At 66.8% G+C, this 13,442-nt stretch carries 13 protein-coding genes; 8 read left to right on the forward strand and 5 right to left on the reverse strand.

Going from position 1 to position 13,442, the window contains the following annotated elements:
* Positions 1-3 precede the first annotated feature (3 nt).
* Positions 4-1,698 carry a glycosyltransferase family 87 protein gene (locus ON40_RS33725; protein ID WP_051193990.1) on the forward strand — a complete coding sequence of 565 codons (1,695 nt, stop codon included), beginning with the start codon at positions 4-6 and terminating at the stop codon, positions 1,696-1,698.
* Between the two features lie 41 nt (positions 1,699-1,739).
* On the opposite strand, the gene ON40_RS33730 is transcribed toward ON40_RS33725, so the two are convergent.
* Positions 1,740-3,191 carry a glycosyltransferase family 87 protein gene (locus ON40_RS33730; RefSeq protein WP_040829172.1) on the reverse strand — a complete coding sequence of 484 codons (1,452 nt, stop codon included), beginning with the start codon at positions 3,189-3,191 and terminating at the stop codon, positions 1,740-1,742.
* Positions 3,192-3,362: 171 nt separating this feature from the next.
* Here ON40_RS33730 and rpsF point away from each other — a divergent pair, with 171 nt between their 5' ends.
* The 5 genes from rpsF to dnaB all read left to right on the forward strand — a co-directional run bounded on the left by rpsF (position 3,363) and on the right by dnaB (position 8,516).
* Complete coding sequence (rpsF, locus tag ON40_RS33735; RefSeq protein WP_040829173.1) at positions 3,363-3,653, forward strand: 30S ribosomal protein S6; 291 nt, start codon at positions 3,363-3,365, stop codon at positions 3,651-3,653.
* A 120-nt stretch (positions 3,654-3,773) separates the two neighbouring features.
* Positions 3,774-4,328, forward strand: a complete 555-nt coding sequence (locus ON40_RS33740; RefSeq protein ID WP_040829174.1) for a single-stranded DNA-binding protein — start codon at positions 3,774-3,776, stop codon at positions 4,326-4,328.
* Positions 4,329-4,385: 57 nt separating this feature from the next.
* A complete protein-coding gene (rpsR, locus tag ON40_RS33745) occupies positions 4,386-4,655 on the forward strand; it encodes a 30S ribosomal protein S18 (RefSeq protein ID WP_040829176.1) in 270 nt (89 codons plus the stop codon).
* Between the two features lie 19 nt (positions 4,656-4,674).
* Complete coding sequence (gene rplI, locus ON40_RS33750) at positions 4,675-5,130, forward strand: 50S ribosomal protein L9 (RefSeq protein WP_040829177.1); 456 nt, start codon at positions 4,675-4,677, stop codon at positions 5,128-5,130.
* 755 nt (positions 5,131-5,885) lie between these two features.
* Entirely contained in the window at positions 5,886-8,516 is a 2,631-nt protein-coding gene (gene dnaB / locus ON40_RS33755) for a replicative DNA helicase (protein WP_040829179.1), read from the forward strand.
* On the opposite strand, the gene ON40_RS33760 is transcribed toward dnaB, so the two are convergent.
* Positions 8,461-9,093, reverse strand: a complete 633-nt coding sequence (locus tag ON40_RS33760; protein ID WP_083896104.1) for a TetR/AcrR family transcriptional regulator — start codon at positions 9,091-9,093, stop codon at positions 8,461-8,463. The two genes, dnaB and ON40_RS33760, sit on opposite strands and share 56 nt — an antisense overlap.
* 100 nt (positions 9,094-9,193) lie before the next feature.
* Between ON40_RS33760 and ON40_RS33765 the strand changes: the two genes are divergently transcribed.
* On the forward strand, positions 9,194-10,171 hold the full coding sequence (locus ON40_RS33765) for an NADP-dependent oxidoreductase (protein WP_245568100.1): 978 nt from the start codon (positions 9,194-9,196) through the stop codon (positions 10,169-10,171).
* 6 nt (positions 10,172-10,177) lie between these two features.
* Here ON40_RS33765 and ON40_RS33770 read toward each other — a convergent pair whose 3' ends face one another.
* Positions 10,178-10,780 carry a TetR/AcrR family transcriptional regulator gene (locus tag ON40_RS33770; protein WP_040829368.1) on the reverse strand — a complete coding sequence of 201 codons (603 nt, stop codon included), beginning with the start codon at positions 10,778-10,780 and terminating at the stop codon, positions 10,178-10,180.
* A gap of 52 nt (positions 10,781-10,832) precedes the next feature.
* On the opposite strand from ON40_RS33770, the gene ON40_RS33775 reads away from it, so the two are divergent.
* Positions 10,833-11,723, forward strand: a complete 891-nt coding sequence (locus tag ON40_RS33775; RefSeq protein WP_051193992.1) for an SDR family oxidoreductase — start codon at positions 10,833-10,835, stop codon at positions 11,721-11,723.
* A gap of 57 nt (positions 11,724-11,780) precedes the next feature.
* Here ON40_RS33775 and ON40_RS33780 read toward each other — a convergent pair whose 3' ends face one another.
* Positions 11,781-12,536 (reverse strand): DUF899 domain-containing protein, encoded by a 756-nt coding sequence (locus ON40_RS33780; protein WP_040829180.1) that lies wholly within the window; start codon positions 12,534-12,536, stop codon positions 11,781-11,783.
* A 14-nt stretch (positions 12,537-12,550) separates the two neighbouring features.
* Positions 12,551-13,315 carry an SDR family oxidoreductase gene (locus ON40_RS33785; protein WP_040829181.1) on the reverse strand — a complete coding sequence of 255 codons (765 nt, stop codon included), beginning with the start codon at positions 13,313-13,315 and terminating at the stop codon, positions 12,551-12,553.
* Positions 13,316-13,442 lie beyond the last annotated feature (127 nt).

Below are 13,442 nucleotides of genomic sequence, written 5' to 3' on the forward strand. Positions count from 1 at the left end.
CAACTGGCGAAGACGCATCCAGGACCCCGGGGGGAAACACGGGAATCTCCCGACCGATACCCGTCCCCGGTCCTGGACGCCGAGCCCCGATCGGCGACCTGGCGTGACCGTCCCAGCCGTACCGATCCGCTGACCTCGCAGCTGTCCACCGCGATCGGCGGGCCGGTCGGCGATCACGCCCTCATCGGACGGTCCCGATTCTGGACGCCGGTGCGGGTCATGCTGGCCTTCGCGGTGGTCATGCTGGCGCTGAGCTGGGGCGGCAAGGCCGCGTGCATCCAGCAGACCACCACCGCCGACGGCCGCTCGACCCTGGACTGGAACAACGGTCGTCAGTACGTGGCGATGTGCTATTCGGACACCGTCCCGCTGTACGGCGCCGAACGCCTGGACGAAGGCGCGTTCCCGTACAAGAAGAGTTGGACCGAGTTCGGCTCGGACGGCAAACCACACACCCGGTACATGGAATATCCCGTGCTTTCCGGTCTCTACCAGTACATTTCGATGGAACTGGCCAATGTGTGGGATTCGCTCCCGCTGCCCGGCGCGCTGCCGGTGGTGGTGTACTTCGACGTCGCGGTGATCGGGTTGGCGATGGCCTGGCTCGTGACGGTCTGGGCGTCGACACAATTGGCGGGCAGACGGGTCTGGGATGCCGCGCTGGTGGCGCTCTCGCCGCTGGTGCTGGTGCACGCGTTCACCAATTTCGACGCGCTGGCAACGGCATTCGCCGCCACCGGAATGCTCGCCTGGGCGCGTCGGCGGCCGGTTCTGGCGGGTGTGCTGCTCGGACTGGGCGGCGCGGCGAAACTGTATCCGCTGCTGCTGCTCGGCCCGATCGTGGTGCTGTGCCTGCGCACCGCCGACCGCCAGCGCATCCCCGGGATACGGGAGTTGCTGCGCCGCCGGGGATCCGACCTGCGCGGGGCGGTGCGGGAGTATTTCGCGGGGACCCGGGTCAGTCCGTTGCGCGCCGCGGGCGTCACGGTCGCCTCCGCCGCGATCAGCTGGATCGTGGTGAACCTGCCGATCGCCGTGCCGTTCACGAACGGCTGGTGGGAGTTCTTCCGGCTCAACACCCAGCGGCAGGCCGATCCGGATTCGATCTACAACGTGGTCACCTCGTTCACGGGGTGGACGGGTTTCGACGGCACGCTCACCCCGGAACAGACGCCCTCGGCGCTCAACGCGATCTCACTGCTGCTGTTCGTACTGGCCTGTGCCGCAATCGCTTATATCGCCCTGACCGCGTCGCGGCGACCGCGGCTGGCGCAGCTGGGCTTCCTGGTGGTCGCGGCCTTCCTGCTGACCAACAAGGTGTGGAGCCCGCAGTATTCGCTGTGGCTGGTGCCGCTCGCGGTGCTGGCCCTGCCGAATCGCCGAGTCCTGTTGACCTGGATGACGATCGACGCGCTGGTGTGGTTCCCGCGGATGTACTACTACCTGGGCACGGATCGCAAGGGGGTACCCGAGCAGTGGTTCACCGGCACGGTCTTCCTGCGCGATCTCGCCGTGATCGCGTTGTGCGCCTTGATCGTCCGGCAGATCTACCGCCCGTCCGAGGATCTCGTGCGGCTGGAGGGCGTCGACGATCCGGTCGGCGGAATCCTGGACCATGCACCGGATCCGCTCCTGCCGTGGTTGCCCGGGTTCCTGCGGCCGCACGTCTCGCATACGGCCACGCCGATGGTTCGTTAGCGCAAACCTGCCGCTGCCGGACCGGTTACGCGGCAGGCGTTTCAGGACGACACCGGAACCAGCTCGTCACTGGGATGCTGCGGCGCGGCGGGCGGACCGGCCCGCCACCGCCCGCGCGCCGGCGCGTAGACGAAGGCGAAGAGCAGATACACCAGCAGCATCGCCCTGCCCCACACGCCGAACAGCACGAAATGTTTCTCCACGTCGGCCGTGGACCCCGCGCCCAGCGCGTAGAAGTAGCGGAATATGCCGATCCCGAGCGACGCGTCGGCCAGCAGATAGGCCGCCACCACCGACCACGGGATCTCCAGCAGCACCAGGAACGGGATCAGCCACAGCGTGTACTGCGGCGAGTGCACCTTGTGGAACAACAGGAATCCACACAGCATCGCACCGCTCACGCCCACCCACGGAAACAACCCGCTGGCCTGGTAGCGCCGCCAGCCCAGCCACATCGCCAGCACGAACGAACACACCACCAGCAGCGGCGAGGCCGTGGACACGGCGTCCTGGAAGGACTGCTCGGCGCCGGGCGTATCGCCGAACATCGGCCGCAGTCCCCAGAACCAGATCGAATTGGTGGTGATGTCGGCCTGCCGCAACTCCTGGAAGATGAACGAGGCCCGCCAGCCCTGATATCCGGCCAGGGCGAACGGCAGATTGATCAGCGCCGCCGTCGCGATCGCCGTCGCGGCCACCGCGACGGCGCCGCGCACGTCGTACCGTCGCGTCAGCCGGGTCGGTACGCCGTCGTTCTCGTCCGTCATCCAGTCGACGCGCGGCGTCCGGCGATGACGCAGCGCGTCCAGACCGTCGCTCCCGCCGACCAGGACGTGAACCATCAACGGCAGCACGAAGATCCCGGGATACAACTTCAGGCAGAAGCCGATGCCCAGCAGTATCGCCGCGAGCACTCCCCGGGTGCGCACCGAATATCTGGTCAGCGTGGTGACCACGTACACCGCGCCGACCGCCGTGCACACCACCGGCAGCTCCCAGTTGTGGAACGCGTACAGCACCAGCGGCGGTCCGGCCGCCCACAGCAGCGCCGCCATCCCCGACATCCGCCCCAGCATCCAGGCGGTCGTCAGCGCGAACGGCGCCAGCAGCAGCGCCGAATGCAGCAGGAACGTCGCGTCGGTGTGCGCGCCCACCGCACCGAGCCACATCAGCAGCCCGCTGAGCACCGGGTATTCCACCGCGCCGCCGGTCAGCGCGCCGTGTGTGGTGATCCCGCCGGTGAGATACGGAAATACGTGCTCGTTGATGTCGCGGCCCAGCCACAGGAACTGGATGTCGGAATAGCAGACGTGCGAATCCTTGATGTGATCGAATGCCGCACTGCGGCCGTTCGATTCGAAGGGCTCCCCCGCGCACCGCGCCTTGTTCAGATATGCGAACAGCAGCGTCACACCGCACAGCAACAGCACCGTCACCGCGGCGACCCGGCCCGGCCGCGGGAGGTTCGCCCGCGTTCCCGGACGGTTCGACATGGCACCCACGATAGGTGTGTGTACCCAAATTCCGCTCGGACAGCTCTGCGTCCGGATCGATTTCGCGACCGAATGCCTGCTCATGTAGCCTTATCGGGTTGCTGACGCAACGACCCTCCTGCCACGGAACGTCCGTGGCCGCACCAAGACCACAGGAGGTGATGGGTTCCCGTGCGTCATTACGAAGTGATGGTCATCCTCGATCCGAGCCTGGACGAGCGAACCGTCGGTCCGAACCTGGACACCATGCTGAACGTCGTGAAGTCCGACGGCGGCAAAGTCGACAAGGTGGACATCTGGGGCCGCCGTCGGCTGGCCTACGAAATTTCCAAGCAGAGCGAGGGCATCTACGCGGTCGTCGATCTGACCGCCGAGCCTGCCACCGTGAGCGAGCTCGACCGCCAGCTGGGACTCAACGAGTCGGTTCTGCGCACCAAGGTGCTGCGCGCCGACAAGAAGTAGTCCTCTGTCCCCGCAGTACTCGTGTGCGTCGGTGCCCTGCTCCAGGCTGTCGGTGCCTGTATCTAGGCTCTAGCGCAACAGCGCATTCACTGCGGACTGCACCGGAGAGCAGGAGGAACCATGGCAGGCGACACGGTCATCACCGTCATCGGCAATTTGACGGCGGACCCGGAGCTTCGATTCACGCCCGCGGGCGCTGCGGTGGCGAATTTCACCGTCGCATCCACGCCCCGCGTGTTCGACCGTAATGCGAACGAATGGAAAGACGGCGAGGCTCTGTTCCTGCGCTGCAACATCTGGCGTGAGGCCGCCGAGAATGTGGCCGAATCGCTGACCAGAGGTTCGCGCGTGATCGTGAGCGGTCGCCTCAAGCAGCGCTCGTACGAGACCCGCGAGGGTGAGAAGCGCACGGTCGTGGAGCTCGAGGTCGACGAGATCGGCCCCTCGCTGCGCTATGCCACCGCCAAGGTCAACCGAACCACCCGCGGTGGTGGCGGCGGTGGTGGTGGTGGATATTCCAATGCCAATTCCGGTGGTGGTGGTGGGGGCTTCGGCGGCTCCAACGGTGGCGGCGGCCGCGGCGGTCAGAACGCCGGCGGCGACGACCCGTGGGGCAGCGCCCCCGCAGCCGGCTCCTTCGGGGGCGGCGCAATGGACGACGAACCGCCGTTCTAGAACGGCTTTCATACGGGGTCACGGATGTGACTCCCAGGCAATACGGAGAACGAGACCATGGCCAAAGCACCGGCACGCGAAAAGGTGCTGAAGAAGAAGGCCTGCGCCTTCTGCAAGGAAAGCAAGGCTGCTGCCAAGGATGGCAAGAAGTTCGCGGCCATCGACTACAAGGACACGACGCTGCTGCGCAAGTACGTGAGCGACCGCGGCAAGATCCGCGCGCGCCGCGTCACCGGCAACTGCGTGCAGCACCAGCGCGACATCGCCATTGCGGTGAAGAACTCGCGCGAAGTGGCGCTGCTGCCGTACGTGTCCACGGCTCGCTGAGAACGGGAGGCACAACACAATGAAGCTGATTCTGACTGCTGACGTGGACAACCTCGGCGCCCCCGGCGACACCGTGGAGGTCAAGGACGGTTACGGCCGCAACTTCCTGCTCCCGCGTGGTCTGGCGATCGTCGCCACCCGTGGTGCGGAGAAGCAGGTCGCGGGCATCCGCCGGGCGCAGGACGCCCGCAAGGTGCGCGACCTGGACCACGCCAACGAGCTCAAGCAGGCCATCGAGGGCCTGGAGTCGGTCTCGCTGTCGGTGAAGACCGCGGGTACCGGCAAGCTGTTCGGTTCGGTCACCACCGCCGATGTCGCGGGCGCGATCAAGTCCGCCGGTGGCCCGGTGCTGGACAAGCGCAGCATCGAGCTGCCCAAGGCGCACATCAAGAGCACCGGTAAGCACGGTGTCGTGGTGCATCTGCACCCGGATGTGGCCGCCAAGTTCACCCTGCAGGTCGACGCCGCGGAGTGATCTCGCGCGCGAGCGCATGACGTTCGAAGACCGCCTTCGTACCAGGTGTACGAGGGTGGTCTTCGAGCGTGTTTCGTCATGCCCGTGGCATCATTAACCGGCCGTTAGCCGATTTTCGGCGGTCGGCGAGGGATCTCTCGGTGACCGATCTTCGGCCCGACCTCGACGTATTCGGGACAAGATGGGGATAACCGACCGAACCGACCGTTCGCATTGTGACCCCCGTCATACTCCACGAGCTCAGCGTTAACCTGACACGCCCGGCTGTTCATCTCCAACGACACGCCGCCGCTTTGTTAATCCACATGTGCGTAACTGCGGAAACGCCTTTTCACCTTGCTGTTGTACAGGGCCCAGGTGAGTTTTCCCCAGGTAATCCACATGGGGTGCACAACAGCAGGTGAACTATCCCCAGCTTGTCCACAGCCGTGTGCACACCCTGGTTTGGTACTCCCCAGCTTGGTCCCATAGGTTCGATCCGATGTCGTGATCCGGTACCCGGACCCGCACCATCTCCTCGGCCTCGCAGCATGCACCATCGGTTTGCTCCGTGCCGCCCCGCACCATCGCGCGACCTCGTCGTCGGCGGTGTGTCCGGGACGGTGCGACCCGCTGTGGAGCGACGGGAAAATGTCGGTGCCCGGGAGTACAACGGGTGATCGATGGTGCTGCAGCCGGAGACGGGATCGTGCTCGTTTCGCAGCGCGCACAGTTGACGATGCACGCGAGGGCGTGCGAGAGGACGGTCGAGTTTCGTGGCAGTCGTCGACGATCGCGGCACCCCGGAGTACTCGGAGACGCCGGGGGAGGACTTCGGGCGGCAGCCGCCGAACGATATGGCCGCCGAACAGTCCGTCCTCGGCGGCATGATGCTGAGCAAGGACGCCATCGCGGACGTCGTGGAGGTCATCCGTCCCGGCGATTTCTACCGTCCCGCCCATCAGGCCGTCTACGACGCCATCCTGGATCTGTACGGCCGCGGCGAACCGGCCGACCCGGTCACGGTCTCCGCGGCCCTGGACCGCCGCGGCGAACTCAAACGCATCGGCGGCCCCCCGTACCTGGTCACGCTGACCCAGACCGTCCCCACCGCCGCCAACGCCTCCTTCTACGCGGAAATCGTTGCGGAGAAGGCGATTCTGCGCCGTCTGGTGGAGGCGGGCACCCGCATCGTCCAGTTCGGTTACGCCGGCGCCGACGGCCAGGACGTCGCCGAGGTCGTCGACCGCGCCCAGGCCGAGATCTACGAGGTCACCGAACGCCGCTCCACCGAGGACTTTCTGCCCCTGGAAGAACTCCTGCAACCCACGATGGACGAGATCGACTCCATCGCCAGCCGAGGCGGCATGTCCCTCGGCGTCCCCACCGGCTTCACCGAACTCGACGAGGTGACCAACGGCCTGCACCCCGGCCAGATGATCATCGTCGCGGCCCGCCCCGGCGTGGGCAAGGCACTGGCCCTGGACACCCCCCTGCCCACCCCGTCCGGCTGGACAACCATGGGCGAAGTCGCCGTCGGCGACCAACTCCTGGACGCGCACGGCCGGCCGACCCGCGTCGTAGCCGCCACCGAAGTCCTGACATCGCGGCCCTGCTACGAGGTCGAATTCTCCGATGGCACAGTCATCGTCGCCGACGAGGAACATCAGTGGCTGACCGAGACCCGGGCGTCCCGGCGATCTGCACAGCAGGCAGCGACCGGCCACAACCGTTACCGCAATCAGGGAACCTCTGCCGAAGTTCGAACAACCGGGCAGATACTCGACACACTCCGTTGCGGGACAGCGGACAGGCGAGTAAATCATTCGGTCACCAACACCGAACCCCTTCAATTGCCGGAGCGAGATCTGCTGGTTCCGCCGTACACGTTGGGAGCCTGGCTCGGCGACGGGACGTCTGCGGTTGCCCAACTGACAACCACAGACACGGAAATCGTCGCGCGTATCGAGGGCGAGGGGATCGTGGCAGTGCCCTCGCAGACGGCCGTGCTCCGGTACAGCCTCCAGTTACCTTCCGACGCAGCTGTTCTGCCACGTCGGTGCGTGGTGTGCGGCGACGAATTCACCCCCTCCACCAGCGAGGTGAAGACTTGCGGTCGGTCGTGTGGCGGGAAGGCACGATTCGTTTCCGCACCGAATACCCAACCACGCTGTTCACACTGCGGTGGCCCGTCGATCGGTCTACGCCTCTGCCAACCGTGTCGGAATACGATCGGCACGGTTCAAGCTCGCCTCCGCACACTGGGGGTTCTGGGTGACAAGCACATCCCCATGGCATATCTACGCGCATCGGAATCCCAGCGACGGGCCCTCCTGGCCGGACTGCTGGACACCGATGGAACGGTGACTCACGGCGGATCGGTCCAGTTCTCCGTGACGAACAGGCAATTGGCGGACGACGTGGCGGAACTGATCGTCGGGCTCGGTTACCGTTGCCAACTCTCGGCCAAGCCGGTCTCGGGCCGCACGCCGCAGTCCTCGACGGCCTACACCCTGACCTTCTCCACCGACGACACGGTCTTCGGCCTGCACCGGAAAGAGTTGCTACACAAGCAACGTCGTGCGGCAACCAACCTGGCCCGCTCCGGTTCCCGCTACATCGTCGATGTCCGACCTGTGGCCAGCGTGCCGGTCAGGTGCGTAGAGGTCGACAACGGGGAGCATCTGTACCTGGCGGGCAGGTCGATGATTCCGACGCACAACTCCACGCTCGGACTGGATTTCATGCGGAGTTGTTCGGTGAAGCATGGGTTGGCGAGCGTCATCTTCTCGCTGGAAATGAGTAAGACCGAGATCGTCATGCGTCTGCTGTCGGCGGAGGCGAAGATCAAGCTGGGCGATATGCGGTCGGGGCGGATGAGCGATGACGACTGGACCAAGCTCGCGCGGCGGATGAGTGAGATCAGTGAGGCTCCGCTGTTCGTGGACGACTCGCCGAACCTGACGATGATGGAGATTCGCGCAAAAGCCCGGCGGCTCAAGCAACGTCACGATCTGCGCCTGGTCGTCGTGGACTACCTGCAGCTGATGACCTCGGGTAAGAAGGTCGAATCCCGTCAGCAGGAAGTCTCCGAATTCTCCCGAAGCCTCAAACTTCTGGCCAAGGAGCTCGAGGTCCCGGTCGTCGCGATCTCCCAGCTGAACCGTGGTCCCGAACAGCGAACCGATAAGCGGCCCATGGTTTCCGACCTTCGTGAATCGGGATCGCTGGAACAGGACGCCGACATGGTCATCCTGTTGCATCGGCCCGATGCGTTCGAGCGGGACGATCCGCGCGGCGGCGAGGCGGACCTGATTCTCGGCAAGCACCGTAACGGCCCGACGGCCACGATCACCGTTGCGCACCAGCTGCATCTGAGCCGGTTCGTGGATATGGCTCGGGGGTAGTCCGGGGAACGTCGTTCCGCGGTCGCAGACCGTCGACGAGCAGATCGAGGAGTCGTCCGGCCTGTTCTCGTCGTCCGCTGGTGACGGTGAAGGTGCCGATGAGGCTCGCCGCGATGTCGTCGGCGGTGACATCGGATCTCAGATCGCCTGCGGCGCTGCCGGAGTCGAGGATGCGGGTGATCGCCGCGAGCAGCTCGTCGCGGGTTTCGGTCTGGGCGATCTCGCCGGAATCGATCATGGTGCGCAGAGTGTCGATCATGCCGTGCTTGGTCGAGAGCCAGTCGCCGAACAGGTCCATCCACGCGCGCAGCGCCTCGACGGGCGGGACCTGCCGCAGTAGCGCGTCGGCTCCCTGCGTGAGCCGTTGCACCTGATCGTGGTACACGGCGTCGACCAGGGACTCCCTGGTGGGGAAGTGCCGGTAGAGGGTGGCGATCCCGACACCGGCCTCGCGCGCGATGGCCCGCATGGACGGCTCGGTGGCCGATGCGGAGAAGGTCCGGGTGGCTGCTTCCAGCAGGGCATCCCGGTTGCGGGCGGCATCGGCTCGCAGTTCGGCCGACTCGGCATTCGCCAAAACGGATCACGCTCCACTTCGTGTTATGCTGAAAAAGGTAAACGGAACATGATCCACTTTATCCGATCGCGGGGAGACCCGTGATCGCCAGGAGATACCGATGACCGATCCCGACCAGACCACCGCCACGATGCGCACGGTGCGATTCCGCGAGTACGGGCCGGCTCGCCAGGTCCTGCGGATGGAGACCGCGCCTGTTCCCGAGCCCGGACCGGGCCGGATCCGGATAGCCGTGCACGCGTGCGGACTTGCTCCGGCCGATTGGGCGTTGTGCGAGGGCCTGTTCCCGGGCGAACTGCCCCGAGGTGTCGGAATCGATGTGTCCGGCACCGTCGATGCCGTCGGCGACGGGGTCACCGAGGTCGGCATCGGCGACCTGGTGGTCGGAAATGCGGACTGGCGCGAGTCGTCGTCGGCGGGCGCCTCGGATTACGCGATCATGGACCGCTGGACTCCCGTCCCCGCGGGCCTGGATCTCGCGCAGGCCGCGGCGCTGCCGATGGCGGTCGACACGGCCTACCAGCACCTCACCTCGCTCGGGCTCGACCCGGACAAGACGATTCTGATTCACGGCGCGGGCAGCACGATCGGGTACGCGGCCGTGCAGATCGCGCTCGTGCGCGGCCTGCGGGTGATCGCCACTGCCGGACAGGCGCACGCCGACCGGCTGCGCGAACTCGGCGCCCAGGTCACCTCCTACGGGGACGGCATGGTCGAACGCGTCCGCGCCCTCGGCCACGGCCCGGTCGACCTGGTCCTGGACACGGCCCCGGTCGGCGGCGCGCTGCCGGATCTGATTCGGATCGCGGGCGGCGACCCGACGCGGGTGCTGACCCTCGGCGGCTCGGTACCCGAAGCCGCGGAACTCGGAGTGCGGGACACGTTCCACGAAGCCCGACTCGAGCGTGTCGACGGGCTTCCGGAGTTCGTGCGACTCGCGGCCGAGGGCCGCTTCGACGTCCCCGTCGCGGGCACCTTCCCGCTCGAGGATTTCGGGACGGCTCTGGAGATCAGCCTGGGCGGCCACGCCCACGGCAAGCTGCTGCTGCTCCCCGCAGAGCACGGCGTCGATGCTTGACGGCGATCATCCCGCACCCTGCGAGCTAGCCTCTCGGGCGATCATCGACACCAGGGTTGCGACCAGTTCATCGGCGGTGACCTGCCATTTGTCCTTGCTGAGGTGACCACTCGACTCCATGGCGGTGATGCCGTGGACGCCGGCCAGCAGGAGCGCGGCGAAGTGGGGAGCTCGCCGGTGGCCGACCAGATCTTCTATGCGAGTGAAGAATTCGGCTTCGGCTCGTTCGCCCGCCAGGGTTGCGGCGTGCACCGTCGCGGGGTCGCCGAGGGGGGATTCGAACATCAGGCGGTACAGGTGCGGTTGGCGGCGGCCGAGGGTGACGAGTTCGGCGAGGGCGCGGCGCAGGCGGTCGGCCGTGGATGCTTCCGGATCGGCGCACACGGTCCGCACCTGATCCGCGAGACGGTCCAGGGCCTCGGTCGCGACGGTGGTCAACAGGCTGTCCTTGTCGGGGAAGTGCCGGTACGGCGCACCTCGGGTCAGTCCGGCGCGCGCGCCTACCGCGCGCAACGTCACCGCATCCGGCCCGCCGCTGTCCAGCAGTTCGGCGGCCGCGTCGAGCAGGGCGCGGCGGGTCGCGGCGGCGGATTCGGTGCGGGTGACCATGCCGGCCACATTACAGTTGACACTGTCATCTGAAAAATCTACCGTTATGAAGATGACAACGTCATCTGAAATCTCGTCCGGAAGTCGGGGATGGGTCGTCGTGACCGGGGCCTCGACCGGGATCGGGGCGGCGTCCGCACGCGAATTGGCGCGGCAGGGGTTCCACGTCATCGCCGGGGTGCGTCGTGATCGCGACGCCGACGCACTGCGAGCCGAGGGCATCGAACCGGTCATCCTCGACATCACCGAACCGGATCACATCGCGCGACTGGCCGCCCGCTTCGGCGAGAACTCGCAGGCAGGACCGCTGCGAGCCCTGGTGAACAATGCCGCCGTCCAGCTCAACGCTCCCGTGGAAACGCTGCCGCTGACCGAATGGCGGCGGCAGTTCGAGGTCAACCTCTTCGGCCAGATCGCCGTCATCCAGGCATTGCTGCCCGCGCTGCTGCGCGATTCGGGCCGGGTGATCAACATGAGCTCGATCGGCGGGCGGGTCGCCATGGCCACCTACGGGCCCTACGCGGGGACGAAATTCGCCCTCGAGGCAGTCAGCGATGCACTGCGCCGCGAGCTCGCACCGCTGGGGGTTCGGGTGGTCGTCATCGAACCCGGGGCGGTCAGCACACAGATGTCGGACCGGGTGGTCAGCACCGCGAACCGGCTCGCCGCCGATATGTCAGCGGAACATCGCGCCCGCTACGGCGGCCTGATCCACGCGTCCAACGCACACTCCGCCGCGCACGCCGGAGGCGGCAGGTCCGCGCAGGACGCGGCCCGGGTGATCGCGAAGGCCGTCACCACCCCGAAACCGCGCACCCGCTACACCATCGGCCGCGACGCGGCCCTGATCACCCGCATGCTGCGCGTGGTACCCGATCGAATCCTCGACCGCATCCTCGCCGCCGGGCTGCGGCCGTACTATCCGCAGACCAGCGCGGCCTGAGTGCGGGCCCCCGGTTCCCGGGCGACTTGCACCCGGGAACACTTGTGCGACTGGCGATTACGCGCTTTCCTGGTCTTCCCGGCGGGGCGGGCGCTGATCTTTCGGGTTGTCGGGGTCCGGGTCGCCGAACCAGCGGGAGGGGATGTGCTCGCCGTAGCTGTCGTGCCAGTCCCACCATTCGTAGGGCGGGGTTCTGGGATAGCCCTCGGGAGAGTCCTCCCAGAGTTCCTGGCGGCCCAGTGCGGTCATGTCCAGGAAGCTCCAGGTGGTTCCCATCGCCTCGTCACCGCGGTTGTGGATGAAATAGGTGCGAAATACCTTGTCGCCGTTGTGGATGAAGGCGTTCGTACCGTGCCATTCGTCGACGCCGAAGTCGGCGTCGAAGTCGTCGGTCATCGTGTACCACGGCATCTGCCAGCCCATCCGCTCCTTCAGCGCGACGATGTCGGCCTGCGGCGCGCGGGAGGCGAAGACCAGGGTGGTGTCCCGGGCGTTGAGGTGGGCGAGATTGCCGACGTGATCGGCCATCATGGAGCAGCCGCGGCAGGCATGGCGCGGCCAGCCGCCGACACCGGGTTCGAAGAACGCCCGGTACAGCACCAGTTGCCGACGCCCCTGGAACAGATCCAGCAGGCTCACCCGCCCTTCCGGCCCTTCGAAGACGTACTGCCGGTCCACGGCCTGCCAGGGCATCCGACGCCGCGCCGCGGCGAGGGCGTCGCGGGCGCGCGTCGCCGCCTTCTCCTGCACCAGCATCTCCTGCCACGCTGCCTGCCACTCCTGCGGCGAGACGATCGGCGGTGTGTGATCCATTGCCATCCTTCCTTTCATGCCAGCGGCGAAATGCCTGCTGCGGTCAGCGTGTTCGCGTGATGGACGGGTTCGGCGGCGGTGGCGATCGCGAGTACGGACGCACCCACCTGCTCGGGAGTCAGCACCGGTCCCCGAGCCCGGACGAAGGTGTCGGCGTCGACGCCCTGCTGCGCGGCGTAGGCCGCAACCGCCGCGGCGCCGAGGTCGGTGAGCGGCGTCAATTGCGGTAGCACCGAGACGAATTCGATGCCCAGCCCGGCGCGTTCGGATTCGGCGGCGGCATAACTGGTGATCAGCCGAACCGTCGCCTTCGCTCCCGCATAGCCGCCACTCAGTGGTGACCCGTTGATCGCGGCCCCGCTGGAGATCGCGATCACCGAAGTGCCCGGCGGCAGCGGGCGGCGCAGCGCCTCCTGCGTCCAGTGGAATGCCTGCGCCACATCGACATTCCAGTTCAGGCTGAAACTCTCCCAGGTCTGCTCCTGCACCGGGCTCATCCGCGGCATCGCCCCGGCGCACAGGACGATGATGCGCGGACGGTATTCGTCCAGGAGCCGAGCGGCGGTGGCCGGATCGGCCGCGTCGGCGACCACCGGCGTGAAGGCATCGCCCAGTTCGGCGTGCACCTTTTCCAGAGCGGCGCCGGTTCGGCCGACGCCCACGACGTGTGCTCCGGCCGCAGTGAGCGCCGCGGCGATCCCGCGACCGAATCCACGGCCTGCTCCGGTGACGACGGCCGTCGCGCCGTCCAGGTCACCGGGTGTAATCGGTTCATTCATGCTCGTCATCGCTTTCGTCGAAGCTGCGCTCGAGATCCCCCGATAGTTGAGATACGGGTGGGCGCGCGGATTCATCGGTGTGCAGGCGGAGTCGCGATCTGCCGTAGTCCGCGACTCACGAAGGGTG

It is taken from the genome of Nocardia jiangxiensis NBRC 101359 (genome assembly GCF_000308615.1).
Lineage (GTDB): Bacteria > Actinomycetota > Actinomycetes > Mycobacteriales > Mycobacteriaceae > Nocardia > Nocardia jiangxiensis.